Source organism: Bradyrhizobium sp. R2.2-H (assembly GCF_004346455.1).
In the GTDB taxonomy this organism is placed as follows: domain Bacteria; phylum Pseudomonadota; class Alphaproteobacteria; order Rhizobiales; family Xanthobacteraceae; genus Bradyrhizobium; species Bradyrhizobium diversitatis.
Window position 1 is genome coordinate 167,746 of record NZ_SMBR01000010.1, and the last position, 17,319, is coordinate 185,064.

Consider the following 17,319-nt stretch of genomic DNA (forward strand, 5'->3'; position numbering starts at 1 on the left):
CGGTCTGGCACCTCCTGCGCGCCCTACCCGCCCGCCATCAGTGCCTTCGCCAGCGCCATGTAGGCCGGCAGCGTCACGGGGTCGTTGGCGGCGTTGCCCGCCATTGGGTGCGAGGCGTAGCGGGCGATCACCATCTCGGCCCTGGGATCGATGTAGATGCCCTGGCCATAGACGCCGCGCGCCATGTAGGCGCCGTGGGCGTTGTGCGTGACCCACCATTGGTTGCGGTACGACGCGCCCGGCAACGTGGTGTAGCCGGCCGGCTTGAATTTCTCGGGGTCGCCACCGCGCGCGATGTCCTCGACCACCTGTGACGGCACGATCTGGCGGCCGTTGAAGCGCCCGTGATTGCGCATGGTCTCGCCGAAGCGGGCGAGATCGCGCAGCGTGGTGGAGAGACCGCCGCCGCCGCTCTCGGTGCCGATCCGGTCGACGTGATAATACGCATCCTCCTCCGCACCCATCGGCTGCCAGATGCGCTCGGAGAGCAGGTCGGACAGCGTCATGCCGCTGGCGCGCCGGATGATCCAGGCCAGCACGTCGGTGTTGACGGTCTTGTAGGCGAAGGCCTTGCCGTGCTCACCCTGCTTCTTCTGCGCGATGAGGAAATCGAAGATGGTGGTCGGGCCATCATAGTCAGGCGGAATCGGCGCCATGCCGTTGGCGCGCCGCAGGCCCCACACGTCCGAGTTCTTGTCGGTGTAGACCTCGGTGTAGGCAAGCCCCGTGGTCATATCCATGACCTCGTGCACGCGCGCGTCGCCGAACGCGCTTGCCTTCAGCTCCGGCACGTAGTCCGCGACCTGTGCCTGCGGATCGATCTTGCCCTCGGCGACCAGAATGCCGGCGAGCACGCCGGTGAACGACTTCGTCACCGACATCCCGATATGCGGCTTGTGCGGCTGCAACGCGCCGAAATAGCGCTCATAGATCAGCCTGCCCCGATGCAGCACGGCGATGCCGTCGGCATAAGTCTCCTCCAGCATCTTTGCGAAGGTCATGGGCCGGCCGTCCATCGTGGTCGAAGCCACCGCGCCGATGTCGTGATCCTCCCGCGGCAGCACCGATGCGGGCCCTGCCCCGCGCCAGACGTTCACCGTCGGCACCAGCTGGCGGATGTTGCTCCAGGCCCAGCGCAGTTCGGGGAAATTGCGGAACGAGCCATCCTGGAAGGTGATGGTGCGGTCGGGCGCCGGCGGGAAGCCGCGCATCCAGCCGAGGGTTTCGGGGTCGGTGGCAGTGGCAGTGGCGGATGACTGGCTGGCAGCAGTAGCGACGGACATGAAGGCGAGCTCCGGAGGGGACCATACGGATCACGTATCACGGGAGAACGTGACGGACATCCGACGTTTGCGCCGGGGCGCTACGCGCGGTCCTCTTGGCCCCGCTGCGACGCTTCGCAGCGGGTTGTGCTCACATGGACGGGCCCAGGAACTTGAATGGCTCAGCCGCCTCGAATTTCGCGGTCGCATCGCCGGAGAAGATGCGCGACTGTTGGGACCCCAGATCGAGCTTCTTCACTTTTCCCTTTTCAGGTGAGAAATCGATCGCCTTGAGATCCACCCAGAATATGTTCGGGGTCAGCACGGATTCGAAGAAGTACAGCCTGCGCTGATGGTCCGCGACGGTGCGCCACCGCGTCGAGGAAATGTTCGGCTGGTCCGGCGTTGAAATGCCGAACGGCACGGACACGTTGCGGATCACGCTGAAGACGCTGGCGACGGCGCGGTCGGGATCTTCATCTTTCGGAATCGCGTCGACGTAGAAGGACGCACGCGCGAACCGGTCTGCGGCACGGTTCGTGCCCGGCAGCATCACCGTGCCGCCGATCTCCTTCCAATACTCGTTCAGCGCCAGTTGCTGTTCGAAGATCGGGGAATTCGTCATCACCTGATACTTGCGGTCGTGATGGATGACCGGCCGGCCATTGATGTATTCGATGATCGCGCTGTCACCCGTGGCATCCGAAAGCGACAGGTGAAGCGTGGTGAGCAATTTCTGTCCGGGCACGTTGTCGGTGACGATCGTGAAAGGATCGGTCTCGAGGACCGCAACCGCATCCCGGACGGTGGCGAAATTGTCGAGCACGTATTGGGCCCAGGCGGCAATGGACAGGCCGCGTTTGGCGGAATCCAGCTTCGGGTATTCGGATTCGGTGAGCCAGAGGACGTTGGCGACGAGTCCTGCCTCGTTGATCCCGTCCGACGTCGAAACCTCGTAAGCGGAGGCAACAACGCTACCGAACTTGGATTTCCATTTCAGCGAGTTCGGTCCGCCCTCTCCGCTGCGCGCCATGCCTCTCGGGAAGATCCAGAGATTGGTCGGCATCTCAAACCGCCAGTCCATCGACCGCGCCGTGACGACCTGGCTGTTGGCGCCGAGATAAACCAGCCGCGTACAGGCGAGCGAGAGCGATGGTGCAACGGCGATCATAGCCGCCATGCTCGCCAGGAAAATGCGCGATAGGGCCGGACTCTTCATTGTCATCGAACTCGCGATAGCTCTTGAACCGACAGGAGCACGCTACCGGCTTCGATGATCGTCATCATGAGGTAAGTCAAACTGCGAGGTGCACGGGCCAGTAGGCTTGTCCCCGGCGACTGAGGTCACACCGGTTTTGCAAGCAGCCCCGAAGCCAGGCAACGGAAGGCCTCGACAGCTTTCGGGAGAACCTCTTTGGGATCTTTGCTGGCCGCAATCCAGAGGGCAGCGTTGAGCGCGGCGCCGTTGAGAAGCCGCGCTGCGGCCTCGGTGTCCACCGGCTTCAGAACTCCCTGTGCGATCAGGCGCTCCACGGTCGCCTTGGTCGCCTGCAGGCAACTGTTCTGGCTCGGCCATTGCGATGGATCTCCGAGGACCGCCGGCCCGTCGAGCAGAACAATGCGCTGGACCTCGGGATCGAGCGCCATCTCGATATAGGCCGCCCCCTCGGCCAGCAGCCCCTCCCAGTCGTCTCCCGCCTGGCCGCCAATCTCCTGCGCACGCGAAGCCATCTCAGCGTCGATCTGGTGAACCACCGCAGCCAGAAGCCCACGCTTGTCCCCGAAGTTGTGGTAGAGGGCCCCTCGCGTCAGACCGACATCGGCGGTCAACTCATCCATGGAGGCGGCAGAGTAGCCCTTTTCGGCAAAGGCCTTTCGCGCCGCCGCGATCAGCTTTGCGTGGTTCTCCTCCATCTTTTCGATGCGCCGCTTCGCCGTCATCGTCGTCCCACACTCACATACGCAGCGTATATGAGTTGACATACGCCACGTATGTCCGTATCTCACATACGCACCGTATGTCAAACGGCGCGACCGCGCGAATCTTGGAAGCTCGCGTCCGCTCCTTGCGCGCCGGCGGCGATGAAAGGAATCATGAGATGGCACAGCGAGAAGCGGTCTTTCCCGCCAACAGGCATGCACTCTACGAGGCCCATGGCTATTCGGCCGCGATCCGATCCGGCGACCTTCTCTTTGTCTCCGGGCAGGTCGGCAGCCGTTCCGATGGGAGCCCCGAACCTGATTTCGGACGTCAGGTCCGATTGGCCTTCGACAACCTCAAGGCAACGCTGGAAGCCGCCGGCTGCTCCTTCGCCGATATCGTCGATGTGACGACGTTTCACACCGATCCCGAAAACCAGTTCGAGACCATCATGGCCGTCAAGAACCAGATTTTCAGCGCGCCGCCCTATCCCAACTGGACGGCGATCGGTGTGAACTGGCTTGCCGGCTTCGACTTCGAGATCAAGGTGATCGCTCGCATTCCCCAAGCGGCATAGGCGTTGCTGTCGAAGCGGTCCGATGAACTTCGGGCTGGCGCAGGCGCCTCGCTCCCATGTCGCGGTCGATCTCGCCAGCGGCGCGCTGATCGAACTGCTCAACGACACGCCGCACCCTCCGCGCCCATATCGCTGCTCTATCCACGCAGCCGCGCGTGCGTTTGTCGGCAGCATCGATGCCGGCCCGCATCGCGCCAGACATTCACAAGTGTAGCTGCTCCGGAACAAGTCTCCGGATTTCGTATCATGCGACACCGTCCGGGACGTCTCGCGTTTGTGCCGCGGTGCTGCGCACCGATCGCGATCGGCACGCCGGCACGCTGCCGTTGTAGACTCCGGATTTCCGGCTATATTACTGGAAATAGCCGAGGACCGCATGGGAAACTCACAGAAGCGCGCCATCCAGAACTATCGGTCACGCCTCAGTAAGCGCGGCTTGGCGCGTTTCGAAGTGCTTGGCCGGAATGCCGACCGCGATTTGATCCGTTCGCTCGCCAAACGACTCTCGGAGGATACGCCAGAGGCCTTGGAGCTTCGCGCCACCGTGAGCAAATCGGTCGGGGGCCAGCCGCCGAAACCCGGCGGCATCCTTGCCGCATTGCGTCGCTCCCCGCTCGTCGGAGCCGATCTCGACCTGTCTCGCCCCCGCGAAAAGGGCCGCAAGGTCGACCTGTGACGCGCTATCTCCTCGACACCAACATCATTAGCAACGTCGTCAAGCCGCGACCGTCGGACTCGCTGATGTCATGGCTGTCGATGCAGCGCGACGAGGATCTGTTCATCGCCTCCTTGACCGTTGCAGAAATCCGCCGCGGCATTTTGGAGAAACCGCGCGGCAAGAAGCGCGATATCCTCGACAATTGGTTCTCGGGGCCTGAAGGACCGCAGGCGCTTTTTGCGGGCCGCATCCTGTCTTTTGACGATAAGGCGGGAGTGGTCTGGGCGCGACTGATGGCCGAAGGCAAAACGGCGGGCAAACCACGCAGAGCGCTCGACACGATCATCGCGGCCACCGCCGCCGCAAACGACTGCGTGGTGGTGACCGATAACGAAAAGGATTTTGCCGGAATCAAGGTCTTCAATCCGGTACGCGGATGAGCGGGATTTGGCCTTAGCTGGTGGAGCGAAGTGCCAACCTCAATCTGGTTTTGAAGCGCGGGAGCCTTAAAGTGCTCTACCCATTCTGCGGATTTATCGTCGCGTTCTAAGAGGGCGTGACTGAGATCCCCCACCCGTTCGCGGGCTTCAATCCCACCAGAAAAACCACCAATCGTTCGCCATCAGTTCGGCGGCGAGCGAGCTCAAACTCCCTGTGCCTTGATCGACGATGTCGGGGCAATAAGTGTAATGTTCGCGCGCAAGTGCGAGTGCTTCTTCGCGGGTCTTCGGTTTGATCGAGACACGCAAATTGAGCGTGTCGGAGTTGATGCCGATGAGCTCTACACCGTAACGCTCACGCCAGCTCCTCAGCGCGGCAACGTGATACTCCGCCGTCGGACAACCGTTCCAGCCACCCCAGCGGAGATGCGCAGGAATGGTGGTCCAATCGTCAGTCGGAGCAACACCAATGTAGACCTTTGGAAACGGTTCTCCTTTCAGGTCTCGCGCAACCGAAAGCCCGATGCCTGGACCAGTTGCAATGGGCCATTCCCCAATCTGGGGTTCGGGTTGCGCACGTTCCATCGCTGCAATCGTCGCGTCGAGCGATCGATTTGGATTGTTCGCCGACAATTTCCGAAGTTGCTTGATCGCTTCTTCGCGATCGGCCTGCTTGCGCTTTACGACATCTTCAGGAAGGCGAATTTCAGCTGCCCTCCGCAGTATTTCCTCGACGGAGGGAGGCGACGCGACAAGCGGTCCGTTTGGACCGAACGGCGTCAGCAGATTGCCGAAAGAGCCCCTGCTGTCATCGGCTCCAAGAACGACCGGACATCCTGCACCGGCTGATTTCAGCTCTTCCCATTTCGCTAGCGCTTGATCGCCAGTCGTCTCAATCAGTCTGAGCGGAAAGCTCTCCAGAGCCTTTCTCTTGTACTCATCCGGCGTCATCGCGCTTGCTCCTCGTGTTCCCGCGCCTAACGCTCCGGCAAGAAGCCATCTCAGCAGTTCTCGTCGCTGCATCTAAATGGCTTCCGTTGTGACAAGCATAATCTTGAACGGCCAGCCTACTCCCACTCAATCGTCCCAGGCGGCTTGCTGGTCACATCATAGACCACCCGGTTCACGCCCTTCACCTCGTTGATGATCCGCGTCGCGGTCTCGCCCAGAAACTTCATGTCGAACTGGTAGAAGTCCGCGGTCATGCCGTCGGTCGAGGTGACGGCGCGCAGGCCGACGACGTAGTCGTAGGTGCGGCCGTCGCCCATGACGCCGACCGTCTTCACTGGCAGCAGCACGGCGAAGGCCTGCCAGATCTCGTCGTAGAGGCCGTGCTTGCGGATCTGGTCGATGTAGACGGCGTCGGCCTTGCGCAGGATGTCGAGCTTGTCGCGGGTGATCTCGCCGGGGCAACGGATGGCAAGGCCCGGGCCCGGGAACGGGTGGCGGCCGACGAAGATTTCGGGCAGGCCGAGCTCACGGCCGAGCTTGCGGACCTCGTCCTTGAACAGCTCGCGCAGGGGCTCGACGAGCTTCATGTTCATGCGCTCGGGCAGGCCGCCGACATTGTGGTGCGACTTGATGGTGACGGAAGGTCCGCCGGTGAAGGAGACGCTCTCGATCACGTCGGGATAGAGCGTGCCTTGCGCGAGGAAATCGGCGCCGCCGATCTTCTTCGCCTCGGCTTCGAACACCTCGATGAAGAGGCGGCCGATGGTCTTGCGCTTCTGTTCGGGGTCGGTGACGCCCTCTAACTCGCCGAGGAATTGCCTGGACGCGTCCACGTGCACGAGCGGGATGTTGTAGTGGTGGCGGAACAGGTCGACGACCTGCTCGGCCTCGTTGAGGCGCATCAAGCCGTGATCGACGAAGACGCAGGTGAGCTGGTCGCCGATGGCCTCATGAATCAGCACGGCCGCCACGGCGGAATCGACGCCGCCGGACAGGCCGCAGATCACCCTGCCCTTGCCGACCTGCGCGCGGATCTTGGCGATCTCCTCCTCGCGGAAGGCGCGCATGGTCCAGTCGCCGGACAGGCCGGCGATCTTGCGCACGAAGTTGCGGATGAGCTTAGCGCCGTCGGGCGTGTGCACCACTTCGGGGTGGAACATCAGCCCATAATATTTGCGCGTCTCATCCTGGATGATCGCAAACGGCGCGTTCGGCGAGGTGCCGGCGACGGAGAAGCCCGGCGGCATCCTGGTGATGCGGTCGCCATGGCTCATCCAGACCTGGTTCTTGCTCCCTGACGACCAGACGTCCTCGAACAGCTTGCTCTCGGCCTTGACCTCGACGTCGGCGCGGCCGAATTCGCGGTGATGGCCGCCCTCGACCTCGCCGCCGAGCTGCGCGGCCATCGTCATCTGGCCGTAGCAGATGCCCATCACGGGCACGCCGGATGCGAAGATCAATTGTGGCGCGCGGGGCGAGCCGGCCTCGTGCACCGACTCGGGGCCGCCGGAGAGGATCACCGCCTTCGGCTTCATCTCCTTGAAGGCCTCTTCGGCCTTGTTGAACGGCACGATCTCGCAATAGACGCCGTCCTCGCGCACGCGGCGCGCGATCAGCTGCGTCACCTGGCTGCCGAAGTCGACGATGAGAATCTTGTCGTGCGCCGAGGCCACTGAGGGCGTCGACGCGGAGCGGTCGTTCTGTGCTGCTGTCATGGCCAGCAGATACGCCGGCAGCGGGCGCGCCGCAACCGCGCTCGCTGCGCGCCCACATGCTTCTTTGGGCATGGACAAAGGCCTATAGGTCAGTAATATTGACCTATTATCGACCCACTCTGAAAAGGGTCGCTCAGGGAGAACGCCATGTCACAGCATCATCAGCCATCAACGCTTGCCGCGCTCGGCCGGACCTGGGTCGAAGCCTGGAATACTGGCGATCTCGAGCGCGTGCTGGCGCTCTATGACGAGGCGGCCGTGATGACCTCGGACCGCATCCCCGCGATGGGGTTCGACGCCAGCGGCACCGTGCGCGGCAAGGACAGCTTGCGCGCCTATTGGGGCAAGGCGCTGGGGCTGCTGCCGGAGCTGCACTTTTCTCTGATCGATCTGTTCGTCAGTCCGGACAGCGTGGTGGTGTTCTACGAGAACGAGCGGGGGAAGAAGATCTGCGAGTATCTGCGGGTGAACGACGCCGGGCTGATCGTGCAGGGCTCGGCGAATTATTTGGCCCGTTGATCCGCCTGCGCCGCGCCATCAGCGCTTGCGCGCGCCGACCTTTCGCACCTTCGTGTCGGACCACGTCAGCGGCCGGCCGGTTCGCGACGGCAGCACGAGTTGCCCAACCGGCTGGCCTGCCTGGTCTACGAGGTCGGAATGCGCCTCGCCGCGCGCATAGAGATGCGCCTCGCCCCATTGGCGCAAACCGACGATGACAGGAAACAAGTCGCGTCCCCGCCTTGTCAGTGCGTATTCCTGATACGCGCTGCCGTCGGAAGCCGGAACCAGTTCGAGCACGTCGAGCTCGACCAGCTTGCGCAGGCGCGTGCTGAGCATGCCCTTGGCAATGCCGAGGTTCTTCTGGAAATCGCCGAACCGGCGCAGCCCGTCGAAGGCATCGCGCACGATCAGGAGCGACCACCAATCTCCGATTGCATCGAGCGCGCGCGCCACCGGGCAGTCGGCCCCGGAGAAACCTGTCCGCTTCATGCTCCCGCTCCCATCTGGTTCTAAGATAAGACTGGACAGCGCCGGACGCAACCGGTCCTATTATAAGACCAGAAGAACCGTACCGGAGATGACGAATGACCAGCGGCAACCTCGCCAGGGGCAACCCCAGAACTAATGCCGGGCCGGCCGGGCACGGGCTTTCTTCCGCGATGGCGCTGCTGCTCGCGCTGGCTTGCGGCCTCAGCGTCGCCAACATCTACTTCGCCCAGCCACTGCTCGACGCGATGGCCCAGGACCTCGGCATCGCTCCCGCAGCGATCGGCATGGTCGTGACCTTCACACAGATCGGCTACGCGTTCGGCCTGATCCTGATCGTGCCGCTCGGCGACCTCTGGGATCGCCGGCGACTGATCGCCGGCCAGATTGCACTGTCGGCGATCGGTCTCGTGGTCGTCGGCACCGCATCGCACACCGCGGTCCTGCTCGCGGGACTGACTCTGGTCGGCGTGCTTGCCGTCGTCGTGCAAATCCTGGTCGCCTTTGCCGCAACGCTCGCAACACCGGACGGCCGGGGCCGCGCCATCGGGACAGTGACCAGCGGCGTCGTCGGGGGAATCCTGCTCGCGCGTTTCGCCTCGGGCGCGTTGGCCGATATCGGCGGCTGGCGCACGGTCTACCTAGTTTCGGCCGGCCTCATGCTCGCCACCGCCGTCCTGCTGTTGCGCGTCCTGCCCCGCGGTCCGCACGCGGCCATGGCCGGCTCCTCGTATCTGTCGCTGTTGCGCTCGACGGCGGCGCTGTTCGTCGAGGAGCCGATCCTGCGCCAGCGCGCCCTGTTTGCGTTCCTGATCTTTGCCGATCTCAACGTGTTCTGGACGTCGATCGTACTGCCGCTTTCGGCGCCCCCTTTCCTGCTGTCGCACACGACGATTGGACTGCTCGGGGTCGCCGGCTTCGCCGGAGCACTCGGCGCGCGCAATGCCGGCCGTCTCGCCGACCTCGGATGGGCCCAACGCACCACCGGACTGTCGCTGATGCTGATGCTCGCCGCCTGGGGCGCGATCGCCTGCCTGCATGTCTCGCTCTGGTTCGTCGTCGCAGGCGTGATCATGCTGGATCTCGGGCTGCAGGCCGTGCATGTGACCAGCCAGAGCCTGATCGTCGCCGCCCGTCCCGACGCAGCGAGCAGGCTGGTCGGCGGCTACATGGTGTTCTACTCGATCGGCAGCGCGGCTGGTGGAATCGCGGCGACCATGGTGTACGCGATGATGGGGTGGAGCGGCGTTTGCATGCTGGGTTCCGGCATCAGCGCCGCCGCTCTGCTGGTCTGGGTCATCCATGCGAGCAGGATGCAGGAGGCGGCCGGCTGTGCGCTGACGCCCTCGCCGCCCAGGTAAAATGCACGACCCGGAAATCGGCATCGGCTAACAAGCGATGCACCGCATCAAGGCAGGATCCTTCCATGAAACTCCCCACCTCCCCTTTTACCGTCACCGACTGGAGCCGGATCGAGGCGACCACGCATCCCGGCGAGAGCGGTGAGGCCAAGTGGCGCACGCTCAATATCGGCGATCTTCGGGTGCGGGTGGTGGAATATTCGCCGGGCTATCTCGCCGATCATTGGTGCGATCGCGGCCACGTGCTCTACGTGCTGCAGGGCGAGCTCGATTCCGAGCTGCGCGACGGGCGAAAATTCAAGCTGACCGCAGGCATGAGCTACCAGGTCTCGGATTTCGGCGACGCCGCACACCGGTCCTCGACGGCCATCGGCGCCACGCTTTTCATCGTGGACTGACCCGCCGAGCGGTTTATTTGCACCGCAAAATAGCAAAGAGGCGCGACATGCCGAGCCACGGGTGGTGCCTTGAAGTGGCCCCAAATTCTCGCTATATTGTGATCATCGATACTTGGCCGAACGACTGGGCCGCTTCGCTTCGTTACAGACGGGCGCGCACGCTTCAGATGACTTCTCCAAAAATCGACTGAACAGGATCAAGGGCGCAGCGACGCGTACCGGTCCGCGTGCGTACCCTCTCTAACAAAGGAAATTCCCATGGCTATGGGCACCGTGAAGTGGTTCAACACCCAAAAGGGTTATGGTTTCATCCAGCCGGACGACGGCCAGAAGGACGTGTTCGTGCACATCAGTGCGGTCGAGCGCGCCGGCCTCTCCACCCTCAACGAGGGCCAGAAGGTCTCGTTCGACATCGTCGCCGACCGCCGCAGCGGCAAGTCCTCGGCTGACAATCTCCGCGTCGGCTAACGCCCGCGCAACGTTCTGACCACGGACGTACCGGCAGAACGCCAGAACAAGAAAGCCCCGCGACCGGGATCCGGTCCGCGGGGCTTTTGTTTTGGCCCCCTGTCATTCCGGGGCGCCCGGAGGGCGAACCCGGAATCCATGGCACGGCGATTCTCTGCGGCTCCATGGATTCCGGGTTCTCGCTTCGCGAGCCCCGGAATGACGGCGGGGTGCGGTCAGCCCGCCTTCCGCAGCACTGACACAAAAAACCCGTCCGTTCCGGTCCGTCGCGGCGTCATCAGCCAGCCCTCGCCCGACTGCAGCGCGGCCTCGCCAAAAGCTTCCGCCTTGTCCCAGAGCACGCTCGCGGTCTGCTCGGGCGGCACCACGCCGAACTCGGGATGGCGCGCGACGAATGCCCTCACCTGCTCGCCGTTCTCCTCCGCCAGCACCGAGCAGGTGATGTAGGCGATGCGGCCACCCGGCTTCACCAGCGGCACCGAGCGCGCGAGCACCTCGGCCTGGTCGCGCAGGCGGATCTCCAGCGCGCCCGGGCGCATGCGCCATTTGGCATCGGGGTTGCGGCGCCAGGTGCCGGTTCCCGTGCAGGGGGCGTCGATCACCACGAGGTCGGCCGAGGCGCGAATGTCCGCTAGCGGATTGGTCTCGCCCTTGGGCGTGCGAACGTCGGCATTGTGGACGCCGGCGCGCGACAACCGCTCATGGATCGGCGCGAGCTGGCGCTTGTCGCGGTCGGTCGCGATCAGGCGGCCCTTGCCCTGCATCAGGGCGGCGAGCGCAAGCGTCTTGCCGCCGGCGCCGGCGCAGAGATCGATCACCTGCTCGCCCGGCTTTGCCGCGGTAAGCTGGGCCGCAAGCTGCGACCCTTCATCCTGCACTTCAATTGCGCCCTTGATGAAATCCTCTTCCGCCTGGACGCCCGGGTTGCGCGCGTCGGCCGAGAGCTCGATGCGCAGACCCGTTGCCGACCACGGCGTCGGTTTCGCATGAAGATGAGAAAGCGCCTTCAGCACCTTGTCGCGATTGGATTTTAGCGTGTTGACGCGCAAGTCGAGCGGCGCCCGGCTCGCCATCGCGGCGGCTTCCGCAGCACGGTCGTCGCCGAACACTTTGGCAAGGTGCGGATCCAGCCATTCGGGATAGTCGCCGGCCACGGCGGCAGGCGCGTCCTTCAGGGAGCGCGAGGCGAGCGCGGCCTGCTCGGCCTCGGTCAGCGGCGCCGGCGCAAACCGGCTGCCGTCGAACATCGCGGCCATGGTGGCCGTGTCCATATTGCGCTCGAGGCGGAGCATGCCGATCAGCCGCGCCCGCGCGGTATCGGAATCCATCAGGAACGCGCTCGAGGCGTAGCGGCGCAGCACGTCCCAGACGAGACCGGCGATCGCGGCGCGGTCGCCCGAGCCGGCGAAGCGGTGCGCGGTGCCCCACTCCTTCAGCGCCTTGGCCGCGGGCACGCGGTCCCGCTCGATGGTGTCGATCAGTTCGATGGCTGCGGACAGCCGGGCAGCGGGGGTCATTTGAATTCTTTCAAGCGGCGCGCAAGCGCCTAGATCAGCAGCAAGAGCTTCAGCGCGAAGTAGATCCACATCGCCAGCAGCACCAGCACGCCGGCAAGCCAGACGGTGGAGCGCCGGCCCATATCGTTCGAGGACACGAAGATCCCGGCATGGGCAAAGCGCGCCACGACGAACACCCAGGACATCAACACGATGAAGAGATCGGCGCGGCGCAAGGGCAACGCCAGCGCGATCAGGACGTAGAACAGCACCGGCAGCTCGAACTGGTTGCGGTAGCAATTGGCGATTTGTGTGGCGCCCTTCGGCCAGTTCGGCTCGCCCAGCGCGATGTCGCGTATCCTGGTTTCGCCGGAGACCAGGGTCTTGCGGCGCGCGACGACCATGCCGATCAGAAGCGCGAAGGTGAGAGCGACCTGCACGAAGACCGGCAGCAAAACCATTTGAACGGACATCGGAACTTTCCCGAGAGGCGAAATGCCGCCGACCGTCATTAGACGCGACTTCTGCCGCTGACAATGAACGACTTGAACCGGCGTTCCCGGCCTTGCGACCAATCATCGACAGCTAAGGCGATTTCGGCCGCTGGCACCTCGCCGATCGCCTCGCCGCTCGCCGGCCCGGTTGCCCCGCAGGACGGCTACACGATCCGCTACCGCGTGCTTTAAACTTTGTTCGTTGCGATCCATGCCTGCGCCGTCATCGTTCCGACGCGCGACGACGGGTAGGATGATCGCATGCCCGAATTTCGCCTGACCCAGATTTCCGACACCCATCTCGGCCGGCGCTTTCCCGGCCTGATCGCCAACTTCCACCGCGTCAGCGAGCACATCGACGCCGACAGGCCCGATCTCGTCGTCAACACCGGTGACGTCTCGTTCGACGGGCCGGCCGGCCGCGACGACGCCGAATTCGCGAAGGGCCTGCACGACGCCCTGCCCGTCGCATGCCGCTACCTGCCCGGCAATCACGACATCGGCGACAATCCGACCGCGATCGGGCCGGCGCCGAAGCCGCCCGTCAGCGCGGCTCACCGCCGGCAATTTTGCGACATCATCGGCGAAGACCATTGGTCGTTCGAGGCCGCGGGCTGGCGCTTCATCGGCCTCAACTCGCTGGTGATGAATTCGGGGCTCGGCTTCGAGGCCGAGCAGTTCGACTGGCTCGCCTCCGAGCTATCGCGCACGAATGGCGGGCCGGTCGCGCTGTTCCTGCACAAGCCGCTGTTTCTCAACCTGCCCGACGACCCCGAGACGCCGGAGACCTCGATCCGCTATGTGCCGCAGCCGGCGCGGGCGCGGCTGATCGAGATGTTCGGGACTATCGACCTGCGTCTCATCGCCAGCGGTCATGTGCACCAGCGCCGCGACTTCACCTGGCGCCGCACCCGCCACGTCTGGGCGCCGTCTGCCGGTTTCGTCATCAACGATTCCCGCCAGGACCGGATCGCGATCAAGGAAGTCGGGCTCGTCGAATACCGCTTCCAGCCCGACAGTCTCGAGGTTCGTCACGTCCGCGCGGCGGGCCAGGTGGACGTCGACATCGAGGAGCTGCTCGTCCAGATGGGCGGCGAGCATTAGCTCGCGACCGGTTCTCAGGCGACGCTCTTGAGATCCTGCTGGATCGCGGCGAGCAGGGATTGCAGCGCTTCGCTGTTCACTGGCTTGGCCGCCGGATCACTGGCGGGCGGATGCCCGGCAGCTTGCGCAACCTTGACCGGACGCTTCGGGAATGGCGGCGGCACCGGCATCGTGGCCTGCGTGAAATCGCCCTCCTCGTCGACGTGGACGAACTTGCCATGGATGACGTCGTCGCGACGGCCCATGACGAACATCGTCGCCCAATAGGCGGCGGCCAGCACAATGACGCAGAAAATACCAATCTCTAACATCGCAACACCTGAAATATGCGCGATGATTCAATGCCTTCGTCGGCCCGTCAATCGTCCGGCGTTCACACCTGCGGCTTTTGCGAGCAGGTGTGGCTGATCGGCAACTCTTTCTTAACCATTCCGGCCGCTGCGGGGGGCCGGAAGCGGCGGCTCAGGCCTTGTCCGGCCCGACCCGCACCAGCTGCTTGCCGAAATTGGCGCCCTTCAGGAGGCCCATGAAGGCGCCCGGCGCACTCTCCAGGCCCTCGGTGACGAATTCCTTGTACTTGACCTTGCCGTCGCGAACCCAGGCGGACATGTCCCGCAGGAAGTCGCCATGGCGTGCGGCGAAGTCGGAAACGATGAAGCCGCGGAAGGTCAGCCGCTTGGTGAGGATGTTGCGCATCATCGCGCCGGCCCATTTCGGCGGCTTGGCCTCGGTGTCGTTGTAATGGGCGATCAGGCCGCAGACCGGCACGCGCGCGAACGGATTGAGCAGCGGGAACACAGCTTCGAACACGGCGCCGCCGACATTCTCGAAATAGACGTCGATCCCCTTCGGGCAGGCCTCCTTGAGCCTGGCGGCGAGATCGGGATCGCGGTGATCGATACAGGCGTCGAAGCCGAGCTCCTTGACCACGTAGTCGCACTTGTCCTTGCCGCCGGCGATGCCGACCGCGCGTGCGCCCTTGATCCTGGCGATCTGGCCGACGGCCGAGCCGACCGCGCCGGAAGCACCGGCAACGACGACGGTCTCGCCGGGTTGCGGCTTGCCGATGTCGAGCAGGCCCGTGTAGGCCGTCATGCCGGGCATGCCGAGCACGCCGATCGAGGTCGAGATCGGCCCGAGCTTGGGATCGACCTTGATCAGGCCCTTGCCGTTCGAGATCGCATGCGTCTGCCAGCCGGAGCGGATGCGCACGATGTCGCCGGCCGCGAAGTCGGGATTGTTGGAGGCCGCGACCTCGCTGACCGCCTCGCCTTCCATCACCCCGCCGATCGGCACCGGTGCAGCGTAGGACGGCCCCTCGCTCATGCGCCCGCGCATATAGGGATCGAGCGACAGCCAGATCATGCGCAACAGGACTTCGCTCGGTCCGGGCGTCGGAACGGCAAATTCCTCCAGGCGAAAATCAGACGGCTTGGGTTCGCCGACGGGACGCGCGGCGAGAACGATGCGTTTGCCTTGGGACATGACTTCCTCCGGATTGTGTTTCGGCGTCGACGGAAGCGGAGGCAGCGAGGCACGTCAACACAAAAGCGGTAGAGTCTGATGGCGTTTCGTCACGCGCATCTCTCGTGTCCCGGACGCGCTGCAGCGCTCTTGCGCTGCTGCGCAGAGCCGGGACCCAGATCGCGAAACGCGACCAAGCCTCGCGATGGGCCCCGGCTCTGCAGCGCACCGCTGAAGAAGCGCTGCGCTGCGTCCGGGGCACGAGCGCGGCGTCAAAGGTGAGATGCAGGACTAACCCCCGCCCGGATAGTTCGGGCTCTCGCGCGTGATCGTCACGTCGTGGACGTGGCTTTCGCGCAAGCCCGCGCCGGTGATGCGGACGAACTGGGCCTTCTCGTGCAGCTCCTTCATGTCGCGTGCGCCGACATAGCCCATCGCAGCGCGCAGGCCGCCCGCAAGCTGGTGCATGACGTGGCCGACCGCACCCTTGTAGGGCACCTGGCCCTCGATGCCTTCGGGCACGAGCTTGAGCGTGTCCTTGATGTCCTGCTGGAAATAGCGGTCGGCCGATCCGCGCGCCATCGCGCCGACCGAGCCCATGCCGCGATAGGCCTTGTAGGAACGACCCTGCCACAAGAACACTTCGCCGGGCGTCTCGTCGGTGCCCGCGAGCAGCGAGCCCACCATGGCGATGTCGGCACCGGCGGCAAGCGCCTTCGCAAGGTCGCCGGAGTATTTGATGCCGCCGTCGGCGATGACCGGGATGTCGGACTTCTTCGCCGCTTCCACCGCATCCATGATCGCGGTGAGTTGGGGCACGCCGACGCCGGCGACGATGCGGGTGGTGCAGATCGAGCCCGGGCCGATGCCGACCTTGATGCAATCCGCGCCCGCGTCGATCAGCGCCTGCGCGCCTTCGGTGGTGGCGACGTTGCCGGCGACGACCTGCACCGAGTTGGACAGACGCTTGATGCGGTTCACCGCGTGCAGCACGTGACGGGAATGGCCATGCGCGGTGTCGACGACGACGAGGTCGACGCCGGCATCGATCAGGCGCTCGGTGCGCTCGAAGCCGGTATCGCCGACGGTGGTGGCCGCGGCGACGCGCAGGCGCCCTTGCGCATCCTTGCAGGCGAGCGGATGGGCGACCGCCTTCTCCATGTCCTTCACGGTGATGAGGCCGACGCAGCGATATTGCTCGTCGACGACGAGCAGCTTCTCGATGCGGTGCTGGTGCAGCATCCGCCGCGCCTCGTCCTGGCTGACATTCTCACGGACCGTGACGAGGTTTTCGTGCGTCATCAGCTCGGAGATTTTTTGCTGGCGATTGGTCGCAAACCGCACGTCACGGTTGGTGAGAATGCCGACCAGCTTGCCGGGCGTGGACTTGCCCGCGCCGGTGACGACGGGAATGCCGGAGATGCCGTGATCGCTCATCAGCTTCAGCGCGTCGTCGAGCGTGGCCTCGGGGCTGATGGTGAGCGGGTTCACCACCATGCCGGACTCGTAGCGCTTGACCTGCCGCACCTGGGCGGCCTGCCCTTCGGGATCGAAATTGCGGTGGATGACGCCGAGGCCGCCGGCCTGCGCCATCGCGATCGCCATGCGGGCCTCGGTGACCGTGTCCATCGCGGAGGCCATGATCGGAATATTGAGCGGAATGGCGCGGGTGACGCGGGAACGGATGTCGACCTCGCCCGGCATGACGTCGGACAGGCCCGGCTTCAACAGCACGTCGTCGAACGTAAGGGCTTCGCGGATGCCTTGAAGTTGCACCGTGGCCATCTGCCAACTCCTTCCTGCGGCCCTGCCGCAAATGCTAATGGATGAGCGCCGCCCTCGGCGTACCTTGCGGCATCGCCGGAGAATCGGAGCCCATCGGTGGGGTTGACGCGGGTCGATAGCACGGCCGCGTGACGAATCAAAGCAATTCGGGCCGCCGGCCAGCCATGCACAAGGGTTTTTTGGCCGATTCAGCTGGGTGGGGTCGGTACGCCGCCCCCTCCGCCGTGATTCCGGGGCG

General features: G+C 64.5%; 20 protein-coding genes and 1 pseudogene. 10 read left to right on the forward strand and 11 right to left on the reverse strand.

Going from position 1 to position 17,319, the window contains the following annotated elements; translation table 11 throughout:
• Positions 1–23: 23 nt before the first annotated feature.
• The 3 genes from EDE08_RS25515 to EDE08_RS25525 form a co-directional block, all read right to left on the reverse strand.
• Positions 24–1,283 carry a serine hydrolase domain-containing protein gene (locus EDE08_RS25515; protein WP_131871483.1) on the reverse strand — a complete coding sequence of 420 codons (1,260 nt, stop codon included), beginning with the start codon at positions 1,281–1,283 and terminating at the stop codon, positions 24–26.
• Between the two features lie 130 nt (positions 1,284–1,413).
• Positions 1,414–2,481: a linear amide C-N hydrolase gene (locus tag EDE08_RS25520; RefSeq protein WP_207913087.1), complete on the reverse strand. Its 1,068-nt coding sequence runs from the start codon at positions 2,479–2,481 to the stop codon at positions 1,414–1,416.
• Between the two features lie 125 nt (positions 2,482–2,606).
• On the reverse strand, positions 2,607–3,203 hold the full coding sequence (locus tag EDE08_RS25525) for a TetR/AcrR family transcriptional regulator (protein WP_131871481.1): 597 nt from the start codon (positions 3,201–3,203) through the stop codon (positions 2,607–2,609).
• Positions 3,204–3,361: 158 nt separating this feature from the next.
• On the opposite strand from EDE08_RS25525, the gene EDE08_RS25530 reads away from it, so the two are divergent.
• From EDE08_RS25530 to EDE08_RS25545, 4 genes are all read left to right on the forward strand, one after another.
• A complete protein-coding gene (locus EDE08_RS25530; protein WP_131871480.1) occupies positions 3,362–3,760 on the forward strand; it encodes a RidA family protein in 399 nt (132 codons plus the stop codon).
• A gap of 22 nt (positions 3,761–3,782) precedes the next feature.
• Entirely contained in the window at positions 3,783–3,974 is a 192-nt protein-coding gene (locus EDE08_RS25535) for a hypothetical protein (protein WP_131871479.1), read from the forward strand.
• Positions 3,975–4,136: 162 nt separating this feature from the next.
• Positions 4,137–4,436: a hypothetical protein gene (locus EDE08_RS25540; protein ID WP_131871478.1), complete on the forward strand. Its 300-nt coding sequence runs from the start codon at positions 4,137–4,139 to the stop codon at positions 4,434–4,436.
• On the forward strand, positions 4,433–4,858 hold the full coding sequence (locus tag EDE08_RS25545; protein WP_131871477.1) for a PIN domain-containing protein: 426 nt from the start codon (positions 4,433–4,435) through the stop codon (positions 4,856–4,858). Before EDE08_RS25540 ends, EDE08_RS25545 begins: the two co-directional genes overlap by 4 nt.
• Positions 4,859–5,005: 147 nt before the next feature.
• On the opposite strand, the gene EDE08_RS25550 is transcribed toward EDE08_RS25545, so the two are convergent.
• Both EDE08_RS25550 and guaA read right to left on the reverse strand, forming a co-directional pair.
• On the reverse strand, positions 5,006–5,809 hold the full coding sequence (locus EDE08_RS25550) for a DUF4253 domain-containing protein (RefSeq protein WP_245524886.1): 804 nt from the start codon (positions 5,807–5,809) through the stop codon (positions 5,006–5,008).
• A gap of 116 nt (positions 5,810–5,925) precedes the next feature.
• Positions 5,926–7,524 (reverse strand): glutamine-hydrolyzing GMP synthase, encoded by a 1,599-nt coding sequence (gene guaA / locus EDE08_RS25555; protein ID WP_131871619.1) that lies wholly within the window; start codon positions 7,522–7,524, stop codon positions 5,926–5,928.
• Positions 7,525–7,671: 147 nt separating this feature from the next.
• On the opposite strand from guaA, the gene EDE08_RS25560 reads away from it, so the two are divergent.
• Positions 7,672–8,043 carry a nuclear transport factor 2 family protein gene (locus EDE08_RS25560; RefSeq protein ID WP_131871475.1) on the forward strand — a complete coding sequence of 124 codons (372 nt, stop codon included), beginning with the start codon at positions 7,672–7,674 and terminating at the stop codon, positions 8,041–8,043.
• A gap of 18 nt (positions 8,044–8,061) precedes the next feature.
• Here the strand turns inward: EDE08_RS25560 and EDE08_RS25565 are convergent, their stop codons facing one another.
• Positions 8,062–8,514: a winged helix-turn-helix transcriptional regulator gene (locus EDE08_RS25565; protein ID WP_131871474.1), complete on the reverse strand. Its 453-nt coding sequence runs from the start codon at positions 8,512–8,514 to the stop codon at positions 8,062–8,064.
• Between the two features lie 95 nt (positions 8,515–8,609).
• Between EDE08_RS25565 and EDE08_RS25570 the strand changes: the two genes are divergently transcribed.
• From EDE08_RS25570 to EDE08_RS25580, 3 genes are all read left to right on the forward strand, one after another.
• On the forward strand, positions 8,610–9,872 hold the full coding sequence (locus tag EDE08_RS25570) for an MFS transporter (protein ID WP_131871473.1): 1,263 nt from the start codon (positions 8,610–8,612) through the stop codon (positions 9,870–9,872).
• A 65-nt stretch (positions 9,873–9,937) separates the two neighbouring features.
• Positions 9,938–10,270 (forward strand): DHCW motif cupin fold protein, encoded by a 333-nt coding sequence (locus EDE08_RS25575; RefSeq protein ID WP_131871472.1) that lies wholly within the window; start codon positions 9,938–9,940, stop codon positions 10,268–10,270.
• Positions 10,271–10,528: 258 nt separating this feature from the next.
• Positions 10,529–10,738: a cold-shock protein gene (locus tag EDE08_RS25580; protein ID WP_015686739.1), complete on the forward strand. Its 210-nt coding sequence runs from the start codon at positions 10,529–10,531 to the stop codon at positions 10,736–10,738.
• Between the two features lie 215 nt (positions 10,739–10,953).
• Here EDE08_RS25580 and EDE08_RS25585 read toward each other — a convergent pair whose 3' ends face one another.
• Together EDE08_RS25585 and EDE08_RS25590 are read right to left on the reverse strand one after the other, a co-directional pair.
• Positions 10,954–12,255, reverse strand: a complete 1,302-nt coding sequence (locus tag EDE08_RS25585) for an RsmB/NOP family class I SAM-dependent RNA methyltransferase (protein ID WP_131871471.1) — start codon at positions 12,253–12,255, stop codon at positions 10,954–10,956.
• Positions 12,256–12,284: 29 nt separating this feature from the next.
• Positions 12,285–12,707 (reverse strand): MAPEG family protein, encoded by a 423-nt coding sequence (locus EDE08_RS25590; protein ID WP_131871470.1) that lies wholly within the window; start codon positions 12,705–12,707, stop codon positions 12,285–12,287.
• Positions 12,708–12,829: 122 nt separating this feature from the next.
• On the opposite strand from EDE08_RS25590, the pseudogene EDE08_RS39685 reads away from it, so the two are divergent.
• Positions 12,830–12,920, forward strand: a pseudogene (locus EDE08_RS39685) (acriflavin resistance protein); the annotation flags it as partial.
• A 69-nt stretch (positions 12,921–12,989) separates the two neighbouring features.
• The gene (locus EDE08_RS25600; protein ID WP_131871469.1) at positions 12,990–13,832 is read left to right on the forward strand and encodes a metallophosphoesterase family protein; all 843 of its coding nucleotides are present in this window, start codon (positions 12,990–12,992) and stop codon (positions 13,830–13,832) included.
• A gap of 14 nt (positions 13,833–13,846) precedes the next feature.
• On the opposite strand, the gene EDE08_RS25605 is transcribed toward EDE08_RS25600, so the two are convergent.
• The 3 genes from EDE08_RS25605 to guaB all read right to left on the reverse strand — a co-directional run bounded on the left by EDE08_RS25605 (position 13,847) and on the right by guaB (position 17,081).
• A complete protein-coding gene (locus EDE08_RS25605) occupies positions 13,847–14,143 on the reverse strand; it encodes a hypothetical protein (protein WP_131871468.1) in 297 nt (98 codons plus the stop codon).
• 151 nt (positions 14,144–14,294) lie between these two features.
• On the reverse strand, positions 14,295–15,317 hold the full coding sequence (gene curA / locus EDE08_RS25610; protein WP_131871467.1) for an NADPH-dependent curcumin/dihydrocurcumin reductase: 1,023 nt from the start codon (positions 15,315–15,317) through the stop codon (positions 14,295–14,297).
• Between the two features lie 270 nt (positions 15,318–15,587).
• The gene (gene guaB / locus EDE08_RS25620) at positions 15,588–17,081 is read right to left on the reverse strand and encodes an IMP dehydrogenase (RefSeq protein WP_028178447.1); all 1,494 of its coding nucleotides are present in this window, start codon (positions 17,079–17,081) and stop codon (positions 15,588–15,590) included.
• Positions 17,082–17,319 lie beyond the last annotated feature (238 nt).

What these genes read in the sequence shown, in the direction of transcription:
- EDE08_RS25515 (WP_131871483.1), bottom strand. Translation starts at nt 1,283, where the DNA reads ATGTCCGTCGCTACTGCTGCCAGCCAGTCATCCGCCACTGCCACTGCC.
- EDE08_RS25520 (WP_207913087.1), bottom strand. Translation starts at nt 2,481, where the DNA reads ATGAAGAGTCCGGCCCTATCGCGCATTTTCCTGGCGAGCATGGCGGCT.
- EDE08_RS25525 (WP_131871481.1), bottom strand. Translation starts at nt 3,203, where the DNA reads ATGACGGCGAAGCGGCGCATCGAAAAGATGGAGGAGAACCACGCAAAG.
- EDE08_RS25530 (WP_131871480.1), top strand. Translation starts at nt 3,362, where the DNA reads ATGGCACAGCGAGAAGCGGTCTTTCCCGCCAACAGGCATGCACTCTAC.
- EDE08_RS25535 (WP_131871479.1), top strand. Translation starts at nt 3,783, where the DNA reads ATGAACTTCGGGCTGGCGCAGGCGCCTCGCTCCCATGTCGCGGTCGAT.
- EDE08_RS25540 (WP_131871478.1), top strand. Translation starts at nt 4,137, where the DNA reads ATGGGAAACTCACAGAAGCGCGCCATCCAGAACTATCGGTCACGCCTC.
- EDE08_RS25550 (WP_245524886.1), bottom strand. Translation starts at nt 5,809, where the DNA reads ATGACGCCGGATGAGTACAAGAGAAAGGCTCTGGAGAGCTTTCCGCTC.
- guaA (WP_131871619.1), bottom strand. Translation starts at nt 7,524, where the DNA reads ATGACAGCAGCACAGAACGACCGCTCCGCGTCGACGCCCTCAGTGGCC.
- EDE08_RS25560 (WP_131871475.1), top strand. Translation starts at nt 7,672, where the DNA reads ATGTCACAGCATCATCAGCCATCAACGCTTGCCGCGCTCGGCCGGACC.
- EDE08_RS25565 (WP_131871474.1), bottom strand. Translation starts at nt 8,514, where the DNA reads ATGAAGCGGACAGGTTTCTCCGGGGCCGACTGCCCGGTGGCGCGCGCG.
- EDE08_RS25570 (WP_131871473.1), top strand. Translation starts at nt 8,610, where the DNA reads ATGACCAGCGGCAACCTCGCCAGGGGCAACCCCAGAACTAATGCCGGG.
- EDE08_RS25575 (WP_131871472.1), top strand. Translation starts at nt 9,938, where the DNA reads ATGAAACTCCCCACCTCCCCTTTTACCGTCACCGACTGGAGCCGGATC.
- EDE08_RS25580 (WP_015686739.1), top strand. Translation starts at nt 10,529, where the DNA reads ATGGCTATGGGCACCGTGAAGTGGTTCAACACCCAAAAGGGTTATGGT.
- EDE08_RS25585 (WP_131871471.1), bottom strand. Translation starts at nt 12,255, where the DNA reads ATGACCCCCGCTGCCCGGCTGTCCGCAGCCATCGAACTGATCGACACC.
- EDE08_RS25590 (WP_131871470.1), bottom strand. Translation starts at nt 12,707, where the DNA reads ATGTCCGTTCAAATGGTTTTGCTGCCGGTCTTCGTGCAGGTCGCTCTC.
- EDE08_RS25600 (WP_131871469.1), top strand. Translation starts at nt 12,990, where the DNA reads ATGCCCGAATTTCGCCTGACCCAGATTTCCGACACCCATCTCGGCCGG.
- EDE08_RS25605 (WP_131871468.1), bottom strand. Translation starts at nt 14,143, where the DNA reads ATGTTAGAGATTGGTATTTTCTGCGTCATTGTGCTGGCCGCCGCCTAT.
- curA (WP_131871467.1), bottom strand. Translation starts at nt 15,317, where the DNA reads ATGTCCCAAGGCAAACGCATCGTTCTCGCCGCGCGTCCCGTCGGCGAA.
- guaB (WP_028178447.1), bottom strand. Translation starts at nt 17,081, where the DNA reads ATGGCCACGGTGCAACTTCAAGGCATCCGCGAAGCCCTTACGTTCGAC.